Source organism: Streptomyces sp. NPDC090994, assembly GCF_044768905.1.
GTDB lineage: Bacteria > Actinomycetota > Actinomycetes > Streptomycetales > Streptomycetaceae > Streptomyces.
Genome location: NZ_JBIVWS010000003.1, coordinates 89,184 through 108,941, shown reverse-complemented (window position 1 = coordinate 108,941; position 19,758 = coordinate 89,184). Strand labels below are relative to the sequence as shown.

The 19,758-nt window shown below is 72.0% G+C and carries 16 protein-coding genes; 4 read left to right on the top strand and 12 right to left on the bottom strand.

What is annotated here, in order from left to right:
- Positions 1-45: 45 nt before the first annotated feature.
- Entirely contained in the window at positions 46-459 is a 414-nt protein-coding gene (locus ACIQR3_RS07900; protein ID WP_403535718.1) for a hypothetical protein, read from the bottom strand.
- Between the two features lie 127 nt (positions 460-586).
- Here ACIQR3_RS07900 and ACIQR3_RS07895 point away from each other — a divergent pair, with 127 nt between their 5' ends.
- Together ACIQR3_RS07895 and ACIQR3_RS07890 are read left to right on the top strand one after the other, a co-directional pair.
- Positions 587-1,090 carry a tetratricopeptide repeat protein gene (locus ACIQR3_RS07895; RefSeq protein ID WP_403535716.1) on the top strand — a complete coding sequence of 168 codons (504 nt, stop codon included), beginning with the start codon at positions 587-589 and terminating at the stop codon, positions 1,088-1,090.
- Between the two features lie 51 nt (positions 1,091-1,141).
- Positions 1,142-3,070 (top strand): hypothetical protein, encoded by a 1,929-nt coding sequence (locus ACIQR3_RS07890; RefSeq protein ID WP_403535714.1) that lies wholly within the window; start codon positions 1,142-1,144, stop codon positions 3,068-3,070.
- Between the two features lie 62 nt (positions 3,071-3,132).
- On the opposite strand, the gene ACIQR3_RS07885 is transcribed toward ACIQR3_RS07890, so the two are convergent.
- Together ACIQR3_RS07885 and ACIQR3_RS07880 are read right to left on the bottom strand one after the other, a co-directional pair.
- On the bottom strand, positions 3,133-3,867 hold the full coding sequence (locus ACIQR3_RS07885) for a hypothetical protein (protein ID WP_403535711.1): 735 nt from the start codon (positions 3,865-3,867) through the stop codon (positions 3,133-3,135).
- A gap of 35 nt (positions 3,868-3,902) precedes the next feature.
- A complete protein-coding gene (locus tag ACIQR3_RS07880) occupies positions 3,903-5,129 on the bottom strand; it encodes a 2-isopropylmalate synthase (protein ID WP_403535708.1) in 1,227 nt (408 codons plus the stop codon).
- Positions 5,130-5,343: 214 nt separating this feature from the next.
- On the opposite strand from ACIQR3_RS07880, the gene ACIQR3_RS07875 reads away from it, so the two are divergent.
- The gene (locus ACIQR3_RS07875) at positions 5,344-6,042 is read left to right on the top strand and encodes a TetR/AcrR family transcriptional regulator (protein ID WP_403535706.1); all 699 of its coding nucleotides are present in this window, start codon (positions 5,344-5,346) and stop codon (positions 6,040-6,042) included.
- Here the strand turns inward: ACIQR3_RS07875 and ACIQR3_RS07870 are convergent.
- The 6 genes from ACIQR3_RS07870 to ACIQR3_RS07845 all read right to left on the bottom strand — a co-directional run bounded on the left by ACIQR3_RS07870 (position 6,039) and on the right by ACIQR3_RS07845 (position 15,500).
- A complete protein-coding gene (locus ACIQR3_RS07870) occupies positions 6,039-6,389 on the bottom strand; it encodes a 5-carboxymethyl-2-hydroxymuconate Delta-isomerase (RefSeq protein WP_403535703.1) in 351 nt (116 codons plus the stop codon). The genes ACIQR3_RS07875 and ACIQR3_RS07870 overlap by 4 nt on opposite strands.
- A 53-nt stretch (positions 6,390-6,442) precedes the next feature.
- Positions 6,443-11,875 (bottom strand): pullulanase-type alpha-1,6-glucosidase, encoded by a 5,433-nt coding sequence (gene pulA / locus ACIQR3_RS07865; RefSeq protein WP_403535702.1) that lies wholly within the window; start codon positions 11,873-11,875, stop codon positions 6,443-6,445.
- A 135-nt stretch (positions 11,876-12,010) separates the two neighbouring features.
- Positions 12,011-13,396 (bottom strand): alpha-amylase family protein, encoded by a 1,386-nt coding sequence (locus ACIQR3_RS07860; protein WP_403535699.1) that lies wholly within the window; start codon positions 13,394-13,396, stop codon positions 12,011-12,013.
- Between the two features lie 120 nt (positions 13,397-13,516).
- A complete protein-coding gene (locus ACIQR3_RS07855; protein WP_403535696.1) occupies positions 13,517-14,452 on the bottom strand; it encodes an ADP-ribosylglycohydrolase family protein in 936 nt (311 codons plus the stop codon).
- Between the two features lie 14 nt (positions 14,453-14,466).
- Positions 14,467-14,676 carry a DUF397 domain-containing protein gene (locus ACIQR3_RS07850; RefSeq protein WP_403535693.1) on the bottom strand — a complete coding sequence of 70 codons (210 nt, stop codon included), beginning with the start codon at positions 14,674-14,676 and terminating at the stop codon, positions 14,467-14,469.
- Complete coding sequence (locus ACIQR3_RS07845; RefSeq protein ID WP_403535690.1) at positions 14,652-15,500, bottom strand: Scr1 family TA system antitoxin-like transcriptional regulator; 849 nt, start codon at positions 15,498-15,500, stop codon at positions 14,652-14,654. The genes ACIQR3_RS07850 and ACIQR3_RS07845 overlap by 25 nt, the downstream gene beginning before the upstream one ends.
- 118 nt (positions 15,501-15,618) lie before the next feature.
- Here ACIQR3_RS07845 and ACIQR3_RS07840 point away from each other — a divergent pair, with 118 nt between their 5' ends.
- The gene (locus ACIQR3_RS07840) at positions 15,619-15,891 is read left to right on the top strand and encodes a hypothetical protein (RefSeq protein ID WP_403535687.1); all 273 of its coding nucleotides are present in this window, start codon (positions 15,619-15,621) and stop codon (positions 15,889-15,891) included.
- Positions 15,892-15,947: 56 nt separating this feature from the next.
- On the opposite strand, the gene ACIQR3_RS07835 is transcribed toward ACIQR3_RS07840, so the two are convergent.
- The 3 genes from ACIQR3_RS07835 to ACIQR3_RS07825 form a co-directional block, all read right to left on the bottom strand.
- Positions 15,948-17,627, bottom strand: a complete 1,680-nt coding sequence (locus ACIQR3_RS07835; protein WP_403535684.1) for a glycoside hydrolase family 13 protein — start codon at positions 17,625-17,627, stop codon at positions 15,948-15,950.
- Between the two features lie 112 nt (positions 17,628-17,739).
- The gene (locus ACIQR3_RS07830) at positions 17,740-18,645 is read right to left on the bottom strand and encodes a sugar ABC transporter permease (RefSeq protein WP_403535681.1); all 906 of its coding nucleotides are present in this window, start codon (positions 18,643-18,645) and stop codon (positions 17,740-17,742) included.
- A gap of 10 nt (positions 18,646-18,655) precedes the next feature.
- Positions 18,656-19,663, bottom strand: a complete 1,008-nt coding sequence (locus ACIQR3_RS07825) for a carbohydrate ABC transporter permease (RefSeq protein WP_215173417.1) — start codon at positions 19,661-19,663, stop codon at positions 18,656-18,658.
- Positions 19,664-19,758: the final 95 nt, after the last annotated feature.

The following is a 19,758-nucleotide window of genomic DNA, read 5'->3' as shown; positions in this document are numbered from 1 at the left end:
CCCTGAGGGCCGGTGGCGGGTCTCCCGTCACCGGCCCTCCCCCGTTCAGTGACCGCCGTGACCGCCGTGGTCGGCGCCCTGCTCCAGGGTGCCGCCGAGCGAGGCGCGCAGGCCGGCCACCACGTCCTGGTGTCCGACGGCCACCCACTTGCGGCCGACGAGGTAGTGACCGCCGTAGTCCTTGGCCGTGTTGATCCACTCGCGCTGACCGCGGTCGGTGGCGAAGGTGGCGAGGACGTACCGCTCCTTGCCCTGCTCGCAGATGGCCTGGCGGATCTCGTCGGCGTCGGTCTGGAGGTCCGGCTCGCAGCGCGCCTCGGCGGCCAGGTGCTCCAGGCTCCCCGTCGCCGTCGACGGCACGGCCGCCGCCTCGCCGTCCGCGCCTCCTGCACAGCCGGTCAGCGCGAGCAGCGCCACCGCGCCGGCGCCCGCGAGCACCGTTCGTCGGGTCAGCCTCATGTGTTCCTCCGGTCCCTTCCGGCGACATGCCGCACGGAGCCCCCGGCCGGGGCCCTCGCCCTCGATACGTCCGCGCGGCGCGAAGTACTCAGGGACGTCCGTGACTCGATGTGCGAGGGTGGTGTCCGTGAACGCCGACTGGGACGACCGTGTCACCGCCGCCTGGGCCGCCTTCGAGGACGATCCCGGCCAGGACCCGGCGGCGTTCCGCGCCGTGATCGACGCGCTGGCCGCCGAGGTGCCCGAGGACAGTCCGCTCGGCCTGTTCGAGCGGGCCTGCGCCTGGGACTCGACCGGCCGGTCCGACCGCGCCGTCCCCCTGTACCGGCGGGCGCTGGCGGCCGGGCTGGGCGAGGTCAGCGCGTACCGGGCCCGCCGGGCGAAGATCCAGCTGGCCAGTTCGCTGCGGAACACCGGCCGGGCCGCCGAGGGCGTGGAACTGCTGACGCCCGAACTGGACGCGCCGTCCGACGAGTTGGACGACGCCGTACGGGCCACCCTCGCCCTGTGCCTGTCCTCCCTCGGCCGCGACCGCGAGGGCCTGGCCCTGGTGCTGGGCGCGCTCGCCCCGCACCTGCCGCGCTACCGGCGCTCGATGGCCGCCTACGCGCGGGGACTTGTGGAGCCGTAGGGGGACTCGGCGGCCCGGTGACCAACCACCTGGTCGCTCGTTTCGCTGGATGTGCAGTCACAGGATGCAGCCCCGCGCCCCGCACCGTCCGCCGGCGACCCGGTCGTCGACGTCGAACAGGCCGAGGCCGCGCTCGTCGAGCACTATCCCCGTCTGGCCCGGCTCGCCTACCTGGTGCTGCCGCCCGCCCTGGGCCGCACCCGGCGCGTCCTGACCGCGCACGCCCTGGTCCAGCGCGCCCTGCCCCGCAACCGCACCCCCGCCCCCGCGATCCCGGCCCAGTCCACCGGCCGCGCGGCCGACCCGGGGTACGCCCTGGTCCGGCTGCGGGTGGTGCGTACGGCGCTGGAGGCGGGCCTGCCGCTGCGGCGCCGGGCGTGGCCCCGGCGGTCCCAGCTGCCGCCGCCGCTCCCCCGGGTCTGGGGCCTGCGCCTCTTCCCGCGCCCCGGCGGCGCCGACGAACTCGCCCTGGACCGGGCGCTGTCCGCGCTGTCCGGCCCGGCGCGGGCCGCGTACGCGCTGCGCGGTCTGGAGGAGCTGTCCGACGCCGAGGTACGGCAGGTGCTCGCCGCCTCGGGTGTCCCCGACGGGGCGGCGGCGCTGGCCGAGGCCGACTCGGTGCCCGGGACCCGGGAGCGGTACGCGCTGCTGTCCTCCGCCGAGTTCGACCCCTGCTCGCTCCAGGCGCGGCCGACCGATCTGATGCGGCGCCGGCAGCGTCTGCGGGTGGCGCTGGCCGCCGGTGCGGCGCTGGTGGCGGGCGGCGCGCTGCTCGCCCCGCCCGGCGGCGGCTGGGGCCCGGACGGCCCCGCCGCACCGCCGTACGCGCACAACGCGTCGGCGCGGGCCGCCCTGGACCCCGGCAGGCTCACCGAGGTCTCCCCCACCGCCTGGCGGACCTCCGCGCGCACCGACTTCTCCGTGTGGCCGGCCCGCGGCGACCTCACCGGCGACCGGGGGCTGCTGCGCCGCGCCCTGGCCGTCTGGGCCCGCCCCGGCGACACCGTCCGGGTCTCGACGACGCCGGGCACCCCGTCCGGCGGCCCGCCCGGCCCGCCCCAGCTCCTGTACGCGGGCACCGTCGACGCCGCCCGCGTCGTGCTCCTGTACGACGGTCTGCGTGTCGTCCGGTACGCCGAGCCGAGGGACTCCGCCGCCGGGGCCGCCCTCGACCTGGCGCGGGCCGACGGGGCCGGGCGGGACGCGGCGACCGCGGTGGTCCTGGGCCGGGCGGACGGCAACGTGCGGTACCTGACCGCGCCGTGGGTGACGAAGGCGGCCGGGCGGGACCTGACCGAGCCGGAGGCCGAGGCGACGGAACTGCCGCTGACGGACGGGGTGACGGCCCCGCTGGCCAGTCCGGTCCAGCGGCCGGGCGGCTGCGGCTCCTGGATCACGCTGGAGCTGACCGACGACGGCACCACCCGCCTCATGAGCGACCTGGGCGAACTGGTGCCGGCCCGCCTCACCGCCGGGCGTCCCGGCGCGGCCGAGGAGGTGTCCGGGACGGAGGAGCGGCGGGCCTGGGCGCCGTACGCCTGCTCGCTGGGCGCGCTGCGCGGGCAGGGGGTGCGGACGGTGAACGCCTGGGAGTTCGCCGAGCAGCGGCTGCCGCACGCGACCGGGACGGCGACCTGGGTGTGCACGCGGGCGGAGACCTGGCGGGGCACCGGCGCGAAGGTGCTCGCCCAGTTCCACACGCCGGGCGGCCGGTACGGGACGGTCGCGGCGAAGGCCGTGGACGTGCCGGCCTGCGGCGAGCGCGCGCCGCGGGTGCTGGCCGGGGTGCTGTGGGAGTCGGCGGAGCACGGCTGGTACCTGCTGGCCGCGGGGAACGAGACGGTCTCCTCGATCCGGGCGACCGGCGGCATCGACGCCTCCGCCGACGACAACGTGCTGGCGGCCGAGGCGGAGCAGGGGGCCCGGGCCGACCTGAGGGGCACGCTGGAGGACGGCCGGACGGTGGACGGCCTGCACTAGGCGGCCGGACCGGGTCCGGGCCTGGTGCGGGCCGTCGTTCTCACCGTCGCGGGCGGGCGGTCCTAGGGGCGTCCGGCCGCGTTCGTGGCGGGCACGGGCGGGGCGGCCGGTGCGGCCGGTGCGGCCCGGTCGGTGCCGGACCGGTGGGCCGCGTGGCGCGTCCGCAGGTCCGCCAGGTAGTCGGGGCCGGTGTGGTGTCTGTCCTGGGCGCCGTGCCGGTGGAGTTCCGTCCGGCCGTCGGTGTGCAGGCGGACCGTGGTCGTGGCGTGCCGCTCCCGGCCGTCCGCCGCCGGACTCGGAGCGTCCGTCTCCGGTACGGCCAGGACGGCGACGCCGGCCGGGAACGTGGCCAGGGCGTCGGCGGTGGTGGCGACCGGCGGGCGGCCGGTGCGGTTGGCGCTGCTGACGTACAGCAGCGGCGACCGGTCCAGCAGGGGCCGCAGCGGCTGCCAGCGGGCCCCGAACAGCAGCATCCAGCCGTCCTTGACCGCCGGGGCCGCCCAGGACGGCGTACCGGCACCGTCGTGCACCGGGACCAGGACGGTGAGGTGTTCCCGGGTCAGCAGCCACCGGGCCGTCGCGCTCTGCTCGGGCCCGAGCTTCCAGACGTCGTCGAGGGCGCTCAGCGTGTCGGGGTGGTGGGCCCACAGGGCGACCGGCTGGTCGCCGGGGCGGCCCTTGGCCTCGTTGACGGTCCGGGCCCGGCGTGCGGTGACGACGTGGGTGAGCGGCGCCGGGTTGGGCAGGACCACGGCCGCGCCGTCGTCCAGCGCCTGCCCGGCTTCGGTGAGCGACACCGGCGCGCGGTCCGCGCGGCCTGCCGCCGGGCCGGTCACGCGCCGACCCGCTGGGTGTGGACGAGGCCGTCGAGGAAGTCGGCGAAGGCGGCGTCGTCGACGACGGCCCGGCCGGTGCGGAAGGCGCGGGTCTTGACCCAGCTCATCGCCGCGCGGGTCTGGTCCTTGTCGAGCCGGTGGCCGAGGCGGTCGGCGGCGGCGGTGATGACGCGGGCGCTGGCCAGCTGCGTCAGCAGGATCTTCGGCTGGATGCCCAGCAGCTGGGTCGGGTCGTAGGGCTGGAAGAGCTGCGGGTGGACGAAGGGCGTGCCGGTGGAGATGGTGCCCACTCCGGTGCCGACGATGGGCGTGGTGACGCTGATCGGGACCTCGGTCTCCTCGGACACCATCCGGGCGATCGCGGGGAGCCGGGTCAGGTCGGGGGCGGTCCACCAGGGCGTCGCGTCGGTCTTCAGGAACTCCTCGGCGTGCCGGGCGAGCAGGAACAGCAGCTGCTCGGTGGCGACCATGCCGGCCCGCTCGGCGATGCCCAGCCAGGAGCTGGACACCACCCGGGTCCCGGCGGCCAGGGCCTGGAGGGTGTTGGCCAGTCCGAGCCCGAGGTCGTTGTGCAGGTGGGAGGCGAGCACCACGTCCTCGTCGGTGCCGGCCCGCACGGCGGCGAACATGTCGTGGCAGGCGCCGGGCAGTTGCGCGCCGACGGTGTCGGCCAGGATGACCAGGCCCGCGCCGGCGTCGGTCATGGCCTGCGCGTAGTCGCTCATGAGGGAGGTGTCGGCCCGGGAGGCGTCCGCCAGGCAGATGTCCACCGCGATTGTGTCGTCCAGGGCCCGGGCCGCCTCGGCCAGTTCGACCCCGCCCCGCAGGGCCTCCTCGGCCGTCTTGTGGACCATCACCTGCGCCATCGCCTCGGACGCCGGGACCACCACCATCACCCGCGCGTGCCGGCTGCCGCGCACCGAGGCGACGGCCTGCTCCACGTCCCGGAGCGCGCCCCGGCACACCGCGGCCACGCTGACCGTGCCCTCGGCCTCGGCCGCGACCTGGCGTACGGCCTCGAACTCCTCGTCGCACACCGCCGGGAAGCCGGCGGCGAACACCACGTGCCGCGGCCCGTCCTCGCCGAACACCCGGCCCGTCTCCTGGGCCAGCCGCACCCGGAACCCGGGAGTCATGAGTGTCTTGGCCTGGGCCCCGTCGCGCGCGGACTCCTCCCACACGACCACCCGGCCGGCCTGAGCCGACTGACGCACCACATCCATCGAAGCCTCCTGGGCCGAATTCGTCACGCGCAAAGATGATCACGGGATTGGTTACATCGCGAGGTCGTTCGGTTACCAAGCGGTGAAGACACCGACGGGAACCGGCCAGTGTGCTCGTTCCCTGCGCGTGAGGTGATCGTCCTGTACGCGCCAGGTGAACACCGCGCCACAAGTGTTCCGTTCGGAGGCGGAATCCGATCGGTAAGGTGTTCGTATGACTACCGGGGTGCGCCGCAGGATGGGCGTCGAGGAGCGGCGGCAGCAGCTCATCGGGGTCGCCCTCGACCTCTTCAGCCGCCGCTCGCCCGACGAGGTCTCCATCGACGAGATAGCGTCGGCCGCCGGCATCTCCCGTCCGCTGGTCTACCACTACTTCCCCGGCAAACTCAGCCTGTACGAGGCCGCGTTGCGGCGCGCCGCCGACGACCTGGCGGGCCGCTTCGCGGAACCGGCCGAGGGCCCGCTGGGCGCCCGGCTGCTGCGGGTGATGGGCCGCTTCTTCGACTTCGTCGAGGAGCACGGTCCGGGCTTCTCGGCCCTGATGCGCGGCGGCCCGGCCGCCGGCTCCTCCGCGGCGAACGCGCTCATCGACTCCGTACGGCAGGCCGCCTACGAGCAGATCACCGCCCACCTGCGGGTGCCGGAGCCGCCGGCCCGGCTCGAACTGGTCGTCCGCTCCTGGATCTCGCTGGCCGAGTCGACGGCACTGCTGTGGCTGGACGGGCGGCGGGTGGAGCGGGCGGAGCTGGAGGTGCAGCTCGTGCACGACCTCGCGGCGCTGATGGCGGTCAGCGCCGCCCACGACGAGGAGACGGCCGCCGTGCTCCGGCGCGTCCTGGCGGACGATCCGGCCGACGGCCCGTTCAGGACCCTCGTGACGCGGCTGACCGCGCTGGCGTCCGACCGGTTCTAGATCTCGAACTTCCGGTACGACGCGTCGAGTTCACGGACCTCCGCCGAGGCGTGCAGCGACAGGCCGGTCTTGATGTGGTCGCGCAGCAGGTCGAGGACGGCCTCGGTGAGCCGCGCCTTGGTCTCCTCGGTGCGGCCGGGCAGCAGGCCGATGGTGACGTGCACGACGGCGTGGCCCTCGGTGTCCGGGCCGACCGTGGTGACCTCGGTGGCGCGGAACTGGGTCTTGCAGGCCGGGGGCCGGGCCGCCGCGATCTCCACCACGGCGGCGTGCAGGGCCTTGGCGAACCCGGGCCGGTCGAAGCCGTCCGTCAGCTGCGCGGAGTGGTCGACGGTGATCTGCGGCATGGGTGCTCCTGTTCGCGGGGTCCGGATCAGGAGCACCCTAACCGCAGGACCGGTCAGCCGGCCCGGGTGAAGACGGCCACGGTACGGCCGGGGACGGTGAACGTGCCCTCGGCGTACGACGCCCGCTGCACGACCGTGTCGGACCCGGCCGCCTGCACCGGGTGCAGCCGGTAGCCGGTGCCGGCCGCCGCGGCGATCCGCTGTTCCTGGCTCTCCGGAGTGGCGTTGAAGACGACGACGAGGTCACCGAGGGTCATGGTGATCACGCCGGGGGTCTCGTCGTCCGTGCCGGACAGCGGGAAGGCGAGCGCCGACTGGACCTGCTCGGCGGTGGCGAGGGAGAACGCCTGCTCCGTCGTACGGATCTTCAGCAGGTCCCGGTAGGCCGCCGAGGTGGCCTGGATCTGCGGGCAGCCGACCCGGACCGCGGTGAGCAGCGGCTCGGCGTACGGCCACTTGGCCTCGTTGTCGGCGGCCATCGGCAGACCGCGGCCGAAGCCGTTGCCGTCGGCGCAGTTCCAGTGGACGGCGTTGAACCAGTCGCCGCTGTCGTAGGAGTTGCGGTCCAGGGACTTGGAGCGCAGCAGGTCGGTGCCGGCCTGGGAGAGCGCGGGACCCTGGGAGAGGGCGGCGGTCGCCATCGCGAGGACCTGCATCCGGGCCCGGTCGTCGGCGGACGTGCCCTTGGGCAACTTGTAGGCGAGCGCGTCGAACAGGGACTCGTTGTCGTGGGCGTCGGCGTAGGCGAGCGCGTCGCCGGGGGCCGCGGCGTATCCGGCGGGCGCACCGTTGTAGTCGACGTCGGAGCCCTTGACCTCCCGGCCGCCGGAGTCGGTGAAGGTGTAGTCGGCGAGGTTGCCGGTCAGGCCGACCTTGATCAGGTCCTGGTAGTGCAGGAGGCGGGCCTTCTGCTCGGCCTCGGTTCCGTTGCTGCTGGAGCCGTTGGGGTCGGTGTAGAGGCCGGAGGCGAAGCCCTGCACGCCGGGGTCCTCGTCGAAGGGGCCGCCGCCGCGCACGGCGTCGCGGGCGCGGTCGGAGAAGGTGGCGATGCCGGTGCCGGCCATGTTCTTCTGCGTGGCCTGGACGAAGCGGGCGTCGTCGGCGACCTCGCCGAAGTTCCAGCCCTCCCCGTACAGGATGATCTTCTTGCCGTCGACGCCGTCCTTCTTGAGGGTGAGGGCGTCGAGGGCCTTGCGGACCGCCAGGATGTTGGCCTTCGGGTGGTGGCCCATCAGGTCGAAGCGGAAGCCGTCGACCTTGTACTGCTTGGCCCAGGTGACGACCGAGTCGACGACGAGCTTGCCCATCATGGCGTTCTCGGTGGCCGTGTTGGCACAGCAGGTGCTGGTGGCCACCGAGCCGTCGGCGAGCAGCCGCTGGTAGTAGCCCGGCACGATCCGGTCCAGGACGCTGGTCTTCGCCTGGCCGCTCGCCGCCGTGTGGTTGTAGACGACGTCCATGACGACCCGCAGACCGTCCTCGTTGAGCGCCTTGACCATCTTCCGGAACTCGACCGTACGGGCCGTGCCGTCCGGGTCGGTGGCGTAGGAGCCCTCGGGGACCGTGTAGTGGTACGGGTCGTACCCCCAGTTGTAGGCGTCCTTCGCCGCCGCCTTCGCCACGCACTCCTGCTGCTTGGCCGAGTCGGCGGGCAGGGCGGCGAGGTCGCAGTCGACGGTGACCTGGTCGGACGTCTTCTCGGGGATCGTCGCGATGTCGAACGCCGGGAGGAGGTGCACGTACGAGGTACCTGCCTCCGCCAGCTCCCGCAGGTGCTTCGATCCGTCGCTGTCCCGGTCGGTGAAGGCCAGGTAGGTGCCGGGGTTCGTCGCCGTCCGGTCCTCGACGGAGAAGTCGCGGATGTGCAGCTCCTGGATCTGCGCGTCGCGCAGGGGGACGGCGGCCGGTTTCTCGTACGTCGTCCAGCCCCGGGGGGCCAGGGACTTGTCCGCGAGGTCGACGACGAGGCCGCGCTCGGAGTCGGTGGTCAGGGCGACCGCGTACGGGTCGGTGACCTTGTTGGTGACGACCTCACCCGCGTCGGGCGCCCAGACCTTCACCACGTACCGGTACGGCTTGTTCTTCCAGGACTTCGGGCCGGTGACGGACCAGACGCCGGTGTCGTCGTCCCGGTGCATGGCCTTGAGCCTGCCGTCCAGCTCCAGGGAGACGCTCTGGGCCGTCGGCGCCCAGACGGAGAGGGTCGGACGCCCCTCGCGGTCGAAGACCGGGCCGAGGCCGGCCTCCGTGGCACCGGGGTAGAGGTCGTCCAGGGCTCCGGCGATCTGGACGCCGGTCGCCGCGAGCACCGCGCCGGTGGCCGCCAGCCGGGAGGCGACGACCTGCCCGCGCAGGGCCTCGCGGACCCGGCCCCGGTCACGGGGGTCGACGGACCAGGCGGTGTACTCCTTCAGGTGCGGGTACTTCGCCTTCTGGGCGTCGGTGAGAGTGGTCTTCGTCAGCCGCAGCCACCGCTCGTCGGTGCTGGTCAGGGCGCCGTTCTCGGCCGCGATGGAGCCGGTGCGGGAGTACCGCAGCTGGGTGGAGGCGGCGGTGTCGGAGCCGGTCCAGGCGACGGTGTCCCGGTCGATCCAGACCGCCTCGGAGGTGGTGAGGTCGACGGCCGCGGCCGATCCCGCCGGCTGCGGCAGCAGGTACTTCTCCTCGCCGCTCACCAGCCACACCTCGTGGCCGTTCGCCTTGAGGTCGAGGGCCTGGTCGGTGGGGAGGTCCTTCTCGTCGCCGTTGTGCAGGATGTAGCTGAGACTGCCGGCACCCTCGGTGAGCGGTACCTCGAAGACCGCGCCATAGGAGTCGGTCTTCACCGGCTGGAGCGGCTTCGACCAGTCGGTGGGCTGCGCGGCACCCGACCAGACGTGCAGTCCCCAGCCGTCGTAGTCGCCGTCGGCGCGGTGGTAGTGCAGGACGGCCTTGGTGGTGTCCTGCGCCGGGTACTCGGGCCGCTCGGTGGTGACGGTCTCGTCGCCCTGCTCGATCCAGACCTCACCGGTCCTGGTGACGTCGATGGTGCGGTCGGCGGCGACGTCCTTGGTCCCGTCCTGGTCGACGACGAGGAAGGAGACGTTCGAGGCGCCGGGCTTCAGCTTGACGTAGGCGAAGGCGCCGTACGCGTCACGGCCGGTGAAGGGATGACCGGCCGGCCAGGTGGTCGCCTCGCCGTCGGCGAGGTCGCCCCAGGCGTACAGGTTCCAGTCGTCGTAGTTCCCGTCCTCGCGCCGGTAGTGGACGATCGCGTAGTCGCGGGAGGCGGCGGTGGGCGGTTCCTCGGCCGGCGGGGTGCCGGTGGTGGAGGCGGCCGTGGCGCTCGCGGTGCGGCCGGCCGAGTCGACGACGACCGCCTTGTAGCGCAGGGCGGTCCCGGCGGGGGTGTCCTCGGCGAGGGTGTCGGTGACCTTGTAGGGGGCGTGGTCGGCGGAGCCGAGGGTGCGCCACTGTCCGTTGCCGGTCTGGGCGGCGAAGACGACGCGGTTGAGCTGCCCGCCGTCGACGTCCGCCGTCAGCTCCACGGTGCCGGTGGCGCCGGGGTCGGGGGCGTCGAGGGTGATCGTCGGCTCGGTGGCGGGGGCGGCGAGCCTGCCCGCCGCCTTGAGGACGACCGCCGAGCCGGCCGGGACGGTGACGGTGAGCTGCGCGTCGGCGTCCGAGGTGAGGTGCTGCTCGCTCCCGTGGACGGAGTCGAAGCGCATGTCCGCCGAGCCGGTGGCGAAGGTGGCCGTCTTCTCCTCGCCGGCGTTGTTGAAGGCGACGACGTACTCGGTGCCGGTGGCGGCGTCCGTGCGGGAGACGGCGTAGACACCGGCGCCGTCGGCCGCGTACCGCTCGGTCTGGACGCCGTCGGTGAGGGCCGGGTGGGCCTTGCGGAGCTTGGCGAGCGCACTGATCTGCTCGTAGAGGGGCGCCTGCGGGTCGTAGGCGTCCTCGGCGTGGGTGCGATCGGTGCCGATCAGGTCGTCGTCGAGGTAGTCGGCGGTGCGGGAGGCGAACATCGTCTGGCGGGCGTCCTTGTCGCCGCCCGCGCCGGTGAAGCCCTGTTCGTCGCCGTAGTAGACGACCGGGTTGCCGCGGCTGAGGAACATCAGCTCGTTGGCGAACTTCGCCTTCTTCAGCAGTTCGGCGTCGGTGGCGTCCGGGTCGTCCTGCTTCAGGAAGGAGCCGATGCGGCCCATGTCGTGGTTGCCGAGGAAGGTGACCTGTTCGTACGCGTTCGCGGTGCCGGTCGTGTACCTGTAGTCGTCCGCGAAGACCGACGCGAGCTTCCGGGCGCTGCCGCCCTGGGAGGCGTAGGCGCGGGCCGCGTCCTGGAACGGGAAGTCGAGGGTGGCGTCGAGGCGGCCCTGGGTGACGTACGGGGCGGTGACGGCGGTGTCGGCGGAGTAGACCTCACCGAACATGAAGAAGTCGTCGCGGCCCTTCTTCGCCGCGTACGCGTCGAGTGCGGTGGCCCACTGGGTCCAGAACTCCATGTTCACGTGCTTGACGGTGTCGATCCGGAAGCCGTCGATGTCGAAGTCCCGCACCCAGCGCTGGTAGATCTTCTCCATGCCGGTGACGACCTCGGGCCGCTCGGTCCACAGGTCGTCCAGGCCGTTGAAGTCGCCGTGGGTGGCGGACTCGCCGGCCCAGGTGGAGTCGCCGCGGTTGTGGTACATCGTGGGGTCGTTGAGCCAGGAGGGGACCTTGGCGGTGGCGCTCGTGACCTCCGGCGTGTACGGGAAGGAGTCGGCGTCGGTCTTGGGGAAGGCGCCGGACCCGTCCGCGTAGTCGGCGTCGTCGAAGGGCTCGCCGTCCTTCGTCAGGTAGGGGAAGGCGCCCTTGGAGAGGTAGTCGTGGGACTGCTCCTCGTGGTCGACGACGTCGGCGGTGTGGTTGGTGATGACGTCGAAGAAGACCTTCATGCCCTTGGCGTGCGCCTTGGAGATGAGGGTCTCCAGGTCCTTGTTGGTCCCGAAGTGCGGGTCGACCTGGGTGAAGTCGGTGATCCAGTACCCGTGGTACCCGGCGGACGCGTCGGCCCCCGTGCCCTGCACGGGCCGGTTCTTGAAAATGGGCGCCATCCAGATGGCGGTGGTGCCCAGGTCCTTGATGTAGTCGAGCTTCCGGGTCAGGCCCTTGAGGTCGCCGCCCTGGTAGAAGCCCTTGTCGGTGGGGTCGTAGCCGGTGGCGAGGCGGGAGCCGGTGAGGCCGCCCTTGTCGTTGCCGGTGTCACCGTTGGCGAAACGGTCCGGCAGGACGAAGTAGAACTGCTCGCGGGTGAGGTCGTGGCGGGCGGCCGTCTTCGCGAGCCGGGCGTCCGACGGGGGTGGTGGCGGGCTCGCGGCGGTCGCGGCGGTCGTGGCGAGGGGCTGGACCAGCGCCGCCGCGAGGGCGGCGACGGTGACGGCCGCGACCCGGGGGGCGATGCGGGGCATGGTCCGTGGCACGCGGGTGGTGCGGCGCCTGCCCGGCGCCGGGCGTCTCGGTATCACCGGTGGAACTCCTTGCTGACGGCGGCTCGTTCGAGGGTCCGACCCCGGCGAGACGGTAACCTCGCCGCAAGGGTTGCAGCAAGGGTCGTGAAAGTAACGGAAAGACATTTCACGACCCTTGCGCCGGGCGTCGGTTCAGCAGCTCGACTTGCCCGCGTACAGCGCCAGCGCGGTGTTGGCGCCGAGGGTGGCGGTGAACTGGCCCGAGCCGTTCACGGTCACCGTCGTGTTGCTCTGGACGTCGCAGTACGTGCCGGCGGACAGGGACGTCTGGTAGGTCCGGGTCAGCGACGCGCCCTCGTGGTTGATGGCGACGTACCCCTTGGCACCGCGCCCGAAGGCGATGGCGTCGCCCCCGTTGTCCCACCAGTTGGTGACGGACTCCCCGCGGACGGCGTTGCGGAACGCCACCATCGACTTGATCTCCGGCCAGGCGTGCTGGCACTTCCAGCCGTCCTGCCAACAGGCGTTGACGGTGCCGCCGTTGGGCGGACCGGCGTCCGTGTCGGAGAACTCGTAACCGGAGTTGATGTCCGGCGCCCCGTAGGGCCAGGCCAGCATGAAGACGTTGGCGAGGGTGTAGGTGGCGTTGTCCTTGTAGCTGAGGGTGGAGCCGTTGCGCTCGGTGTCGTGGTTGTCGACGAAGACACCGGAGACGCCGCTGCTCATGTACCCCCAGCCCTCGCCGTAGTTCTTCAGGTAGGCGAGGTTCTCGTTGTTGAAGACGCGCTTGAGGTCGTAGGCGTAGCGGAACTCCTGGACGTCCCCGTTGCCGGTGTACTCGGTCGGCTGGACGGCTTCCCCGCTGCCGTAGATGACCTCCTGCTTCCAGTAGACGGACGGGTTGCTGAGCCGCGACTTGATGTTGGCGAGGTCGGCGGCCGGGATGTGCTTGGCGGCGTCGATCCGGAAGCCGTCGACCCCGAGGGAGAGCAGGTCGTCGAGGTACCCGGCGATCGCACCGCGCACATAGCTCTCGCCGGTGTCGAGGTCGGCGAGCCCGACCAGCTCGCAGTTCTGCACGTTGGCGCGGTCGGTGTAGTTGCTGATCTGCGCGGTGCAGTCGTCGAAGTCGTAGGACGAGTACAGCCCGGGGTAGTTGTACTTCGTGTACGCCGATCCGCCGGTGCCGGTGCCGCTGCCCGCGGACATGTGGTTGACGACGGCGTCGGCGACGACCTTCACGCCGGCCGCGTGGCAGGTGTTCACCATGGACTGGAACGCGGCCCGGTCACCGAGGCGTCCGGCGATCTTGTAGCTGACCGGCTGGTACGAGGTCCACCACTGGGACCCCTGTATGTGCTCGGCGGGCGGGGAGACCTGTACGTAGCCGTAGCCGGCGGGACCGAGGGTGTTGGTGCACTCCTTGGCGACCGAGGCGAAGTTCCACTCGAAGAGGACGGCGGTGACGTCCTTGGTGCCGGGCGGCGACGCCTGCGCCGTGGTCGTTACGGTCGGGTTCATGACAAGGGCAGCCGCGGCGAGAGTGGCTGCACCGAAGAGGAGGGATCTGCGTGCCATGTGGGGGCCCTTCTTCGTTGAAGGCTCTTGCTGCAAGGTTGCTGAAACCTTGCGGTGACGCAGATGTTAAAGCTTCGATCATCGAAAGGGGAGGTGTCGTGCGGAAGTTGCCGCGGGCGGTCAGTTCGCGGCGGCGACGAGGCGGGACGCGAGCCGGGTCAGGTCGTCCGTCCGCAGCACCCGGCCGCCGAACCCCGGCAGGGGGACGTGCAGGGGCTCGGTCCAGCGGGCGGGGATCGCGTCCAGGCCGTAGCGGGCGCCCGCGAGCCCTCCGGTGACCGCGGCGACGGTGTCCGTGTCACCGCCGAGGTCGATCGCCGCACGGACCGCCTCCGCGAAGCTCCCCGTCGTCCGCAGGGCCCAGACGGCCGAGCCCAGGCAGGGCCAGACGGCACCGTTGAACTCGGTCGCCCGGCCGGGGTGCCAGTCGGCGTCCAGGACGGTCGCGTAGCGCGGGCGGTGGCCGGGGTGGACCAGGGCCAGCGCCTCGGGAACGGCGTCGAGGGGATCGGCGCCCTCCAGCGCCTGCCGCACCAGTTCGTGGAAGACGGCGGTGCCCTCCCAGGCGGCCCGGTCGCCGTGGGTGAGGGCGGCGATGCGGCGGGCGGCGTCCATGGTGGCCGCCTGGCCGGCTCCGGCGAAGTGGACGGCGGACGTGGCCGCCCGCATGAGCGCGCCGTTGCCCGCCGCGCGCCGGTTGACCTGGAAATGGACGGCCGCGGCCTGGTCCCACGGCATGCCGTTGGTCAGTACGTCCTCGGTCTGAAGCCCGATGTCCTTGGGATCGGCCGCCGCCCAGCGCCGGAAGCGGTCGAACACGTCCGGCAGGTCCAGCCCGCCCCGCTCCAGCAGCGACTCCCCCACCAGGACGGCCATCTGCGTGTCGTCCGTGGCCTCCCCCGGCTCCCAGCCGCCGCCCCCGCACATCTCGCCGGACCCCGGCTCGGGAAACCGGGCGGAGAAGACACCCTCGGGCCCGAACTCGAAGGGCGCACCGAGCGCGTCGCCGACCGCCGATCCCACGACGGCGGCGACGGCCCGCTGCGCACGGCTCACCGGTGCCGGCGTCTTTACGAACTGACCTCTCGCACGCCGGATATGAACGCCGACCAGGCGGCCGGAGCGAGCAACAGCACCGGACCCGCGGGGTTCTTGCTGTCCCGGACGGGGACCGTGCCGGGGATGTTGTCGGCGAGTTCGAGGCAGTCGCCGCCGGCGCCATTGCTGTAGGTGCTCTTGCGCCAGCTCGCAGCTGTCAGGTCGGGTCGGCTACCGCGCATGTCTCGTACTCCTCCATGGCCTGCCGGATCAGGACCGCCGACGCCTCCGGCGGCAGGGCTTGCGCATGGAGCAGATCGTAACAATAGGAGTGACGGGCGACCATGGACCGATCCTCCACCAGTTCGCCTGAGCGGCCCCCCTCCAAGTAGGCGACGTCCGGAGCGGACGCGAAGGACAGAAGGGTGAGCGAACCGTCCAAGGCCGAGTGCGCCCCGGCGGCGAACGGAAGCAACTGCACTTCGATGTTGGGTCTCGCAGCGGCCTCCAGCACGACGGCCAACTGCTCCCTCATCACCACCGGCCCTCCCACCGGACGCCTGATCACCGACTCGTCCAGCACGACCCACAGCAGCGGTGGCCGTGCCCTACGAAGCAATGCCTGCCGACCGAGCCGAGCCGCGACGCTCTCCTCGATCTCCTCCGCCGTGCACCAGGGCTGCCCCAGTCGCAGTACCTCGCGCGCGTACCTCTCGGTCTGGAGCAGTCCCGGGACTGTGTGCGCCATGTACTTGTGCATGGCGTTCGCCTTGGCCTCGTAGTCCACGTACTTCCGCGCCCAGTCCGGGATCGGCGTCCGCCTGATGTGGTCCCACAGGTCGACCAGGTCGCCGTCGGCTCTGAGGATCACGTCCAGTTTCGCGTTGACCTTCTCGGACGGGATCTCCTTGCCCAGCTCGTACTGGGCGATCCTGCTGTGCGCGATGGGGATCAGCGCCCCGAGCCGCCGTTGCGTGAGCCCCGCCTGCACCCGCAGCTTGCGCAGCTTCTTGCCGTACAGCGCCGCCAGTGACGTGGACGGGTCGAGATCCTTCGGCGCGGGCATGTGCGTCCCCCGTTTTCGATCCGGTGCCACGAAAACCGTTACGCCTGGTGAGCGTAGCGTCACGCGCCGATGCTTGATGTCGAAAAGCACGATCACGCACAGAAGGGGCACCGCCCGCATGGAACATGAAAGCCGCACAGCACGCGTTCGGGACGCCGAGGCGGCGAAGGACGAGCTGGCTCGCGCACTGGCCGACTGCGGTGTGCTGCTGCCGTCGCTGGGGCTGGACACCGTCTCGCTGGCCAGCGAGTATCTGCCTCCCCTGGTGGAGCTGGGCCGTTGCCATCCGAGCACGGCGCGGAGGATGGCGACGGTGTTGAGGGAGAGCCGCGCCAACGAGCTGGCCGCCCGAGTGCGCGAGGTGAACCGTCGGAGCACGGACCGGGTGTGAGCGAGGGCCCGCCGCTCCTGAAGAAGCGGCGGGCCCTCGGGCAGGGAAGGCGGCGGTCAGCCCGTCGTCCACCACACCGTCGTGTCCCCCGGCACCTTCGCCTCCCCGTCGGCCTCCGTCACCTCGCCGCTGGAGAGCAGCACGCGCCCGTGCACCGGCACCGTGACCGACTCGCCGGTCGTGTTGGCGACGCAGACGAACTCGCCCCGCCGGAAGGCGAGGACGCCCTCGGGGGCCCGCAGCCACTCCACCGTGTCGCCCGCGCCCAGGTCGGGCTGGTCGCGGCGGACGGACAGGGCCGTGCGGTACAGCTCCAGGGTGGAGCCGGGGACGCCGGTCTGCGCCTCGACGCTCAGCTCGCCCCAGCCCTCGGGCTGCGGGAGCCAGCTGCCGCCGTCGCCGAAGCCGTACGACGGTCCCGTGCGGGTCCAGGGAATCGGCACCCGGCAGCCGTCGCGGAAGCCGTCCTGGCCCGCGCCGCGGAAGTAGGCGGGGTCCTGGCGGACCTCGTCGGGGAGGTCGGTGACGTCGGGGAGGCCGAGTTCCTCGCCCTGGTAGACGTAGGCCGAGCCGGGGAGGGCCAGCATGAGCAAGGTGGCGGCCCGCGCCCGCTTCAGGCCGAGTTCGCGGTCGCCGGGCAGGCGGATCTGGGTGCCCAGGCCCGCCGGGTTGGCGAAGCGGGTGGTGTGGCGGGTGACGTCGTGGTTGGAGAGGACCCAGGTGGAGGGGGCGCCGACCGGGCGCATCGCGTCCAGGGTGCGGTCGATGACGCCGCGCAGTTCGCCGGCGTCCCAGTGGGTGCTCAGGTACTGGAAGTTGAACGCCTGGTGCAGCTCGTCGGGGCGGACGTAGTGCGCGGTGCGCTCGACGGTCGGGGTCCAGGCTTCCGCGACGAAGATGCGCTCCCCGGAGTACTCGTCGAGGATGCGCCGCCACTGGCGGTAGATCTCGTGGACGCCGTCCTGGTCGAAGAACGGCATGACATCGTTGCCCAGCAGCTTCAGCTGGTCGTGGTCCCCGAGGTCCGGCAGGCCCTCCGCCTTGACCAGGCCGTGGGCGACGTCGATGCGGAAGCCGTCCACGCCCATGTCGAGCCAGAAGCGGAGGATCGAGCGGAACTCGTCGCCGACCGCCGGGTGCTCCCAGTTGAAGTCGGGCTGCTCGGGGGCGAAGAGGTGGAGGTACCACTCGCCGTCCTCGACCCGCGTCCACGCCGGGCCGCCGAAGATGGACTCCCAGTCGTTGGGGGGCAGTTCGCCGTTCTCGCCCTTGCCGGGGCGGAAGTGGTAGCGGTCGCGGCACGGGGAGCCGGGGCCTTCCGCCAGGGCGCGCTTGAACCACTCGTGCTGGTCGGAGGAGTGGTTGGGGACCAGGTCGACGATGATGCGCAGGCCCAGCTCGTGGGCGTCGCGGATCAGGGCGTCGGCGTCCAGGAGGGTGCCGAACATCGGGTCGACGGCCCGGTAGTCGGCCACGTCGTAGCCGGCGTCGGCCTGCGGCGAGGCGTAGAAGGGGCTGAGCCACACCGCGTCCACGCCGAGGTCGCGGAGGTAGGGCAGACGGGTGCGGACGCCTTCCAGGTCGCCCATGCCGTCGCCGTCGCTGTCGGCGAAGCTGCGCGGGTACACCTGGTAGATCACCGCGTCCCGCCACCAGTCGCGGCGCCGGGTGGCGGTGGCGACGGCCGATGCGGTCCGGGGAGTGGGGTCCTGGGCTGCGGAGTGCTGCTGGCTCATGTCGTCCTTGCTGCGTAACGGGTACAGGGAAGCGTGGGCGGGAGGGAGGCGGTCGCGGGTGCTGCGGGGTCGGACGGACACACCGCGACCGCCACCCGTACGAGGGAGGGACTCAGCCCTTCGTGCCGCCCGCCGTGAGGCCGGTCACCAGGTTCTTCTGCACGAGGTAGAAGAAGGCCGACACCGGTATCGCGATCAGCACGGCGGTGGCGGCCATCAGGTTGCGCTGGGCGTCGTGCTCGCTGACAAAGCTCTGCAGTCCGACGGCGAAGGTGTACTTGGTGTCGGACAGCATGAACGTGGAGGCGAAGGCGACCTCGCCGAACGCCGTGATGAAGCTGTAGAAGCCGGCCACCGCCAGGCCCGGCCGGGCCAGCGGCAGGATCAGCCGGAAGAACGTGCCGAACGGCGACAGCCCGTCGACGCGGCCCGCCTCGTCGATCTCGAACGGGATGGTGTCGAAGTAGCCCTTGAGCAGCCAGGCGCAGTACGGCACCGCGGTCGAGCAGTAGACGAGGACCAGGCCCAGGTAGCTGTCGATCAGCCGCAGCTCGGAGAGGATCTGGTACATCGGCACGATGAGTACGGCGATGGGGAACATCTGCGTCAGCAGCAGCACCCACATCAGCTTCCGGTACCCGGGGAAGCGCATCCGGGAGACCGCGTACCCGGTCGTCGCGGCGACCAGGACGCCGATGACCGTGGTGCCGAGCGAGACGATCAGCGAACTCTTCAGCCACTCCCAGAAGTTGGTGTGCTGGAGGACGAACGCGTAGTTGTCGAACGTCATCTTCCCCCAGATCTCGCCGGGGTGCAGGTAGTCGTCCTTGTCCGGGCCGAGGGAGAGGAAGACCAGCCAGGCGATGGGGAAGAGGGCGATCAGGGAGGCGACGATCAGGACGGCGTGCGAGGCGAGGGCGTTGCCCGTGCCACGCCGGCCGCGCCGCACCGCGTCGCGAGGAGCGTCGGCCTGTTCCGCCGGACCGGTCGCCGGGGTGGTGACGGTGGTGGTGGTCATGGTGGATGCCTCAGATCGCGAGCTGCTGCTCATCGCGGTTCAGCCAGCGGCGGTAGAAGGAGGTGAAGACGATCAGGACGGCCAGCAGCAGGATGCCGTAGGCGGCGGACTGCGCGAACTCGCGCGGCTGCTGCCCGAAGCCGAGCTGGTAGGCCCAGGTGACCAGGATCTGCGCGTCCGGCGCGGTGTTGCCGAAGAGCAGGAAGATGATGGCGAACTGGTTGAAGGTCCAGATGACGCCCAGCAGGACGACGGTGGAGCTGACCGACCGCAGACCCGGCAGCGTCACGTGCCGGAAGCGCTGCCAGGCGTTCGCGCCGTCCATCTCGGCGGCCTCGTACAGCGAGGAGTCGATCGACTGGAGCCCGCCGAGCAGCGAGACCATCATGAACGGCACCCCGCACCAGGTGTTGACCATGATCGCGGCGAACCGCTGCCAGAAGGTGTCCTCCAGCCACAGCGGCGTCGGCAGGTGCAGGGACTCCAGGGCGGAGTTGATGATGCCGGAGTCGGCGAGCATGAACCGCCAGCCGAAGACCGTCACGAAGGTCGGCACGGCCCAGGGCAGGACCAGGATCAGCCGGTAGAAGGTGCGTCCGCGCAGGTTCTTCTGGTTGAGCAGCAGGGCCAGGCCCAGGCCGATGCAGTAGTGCAGGGTGACGCAGGCGGCCGTCCAGACGACCGTCCAGACGAAGTGCGACCAGAAGCGGTCGTAGGCCGTCTCGCCCCACAGGATGTCGGCGTAGTTGTCGAGCCCGACGAACTTGTACGTCGCCTCGATCTCGTTGACGCCGATGGTGCGGGCGGAGTTGAGGCTGTTCGCGTCGGTGAGGGTGAGGTAGAAGCCGTAGGCGAGCGGGTAGAGCACCAGGACGCCGAGGACGATCACGACCGGGGCGATCATGGCGTAGGCGTACCAGTGTCTCTGGTATCCGTGCTTCAGACGCGTGCCCAGCCCGGGCCGCGGCGTGCGGTCACCGCGGCGCTTGCCGGTGGCGCGGTCGATGGCGACTGTCATGGTTCGACGACCTTCTCGGAATCCTGCGGGTCAAGATCTGGGGCTCGGGCCGGTGGCCGCCGGGCCCCGCTCCCCCCGGGGCGGGACTCCGGCGG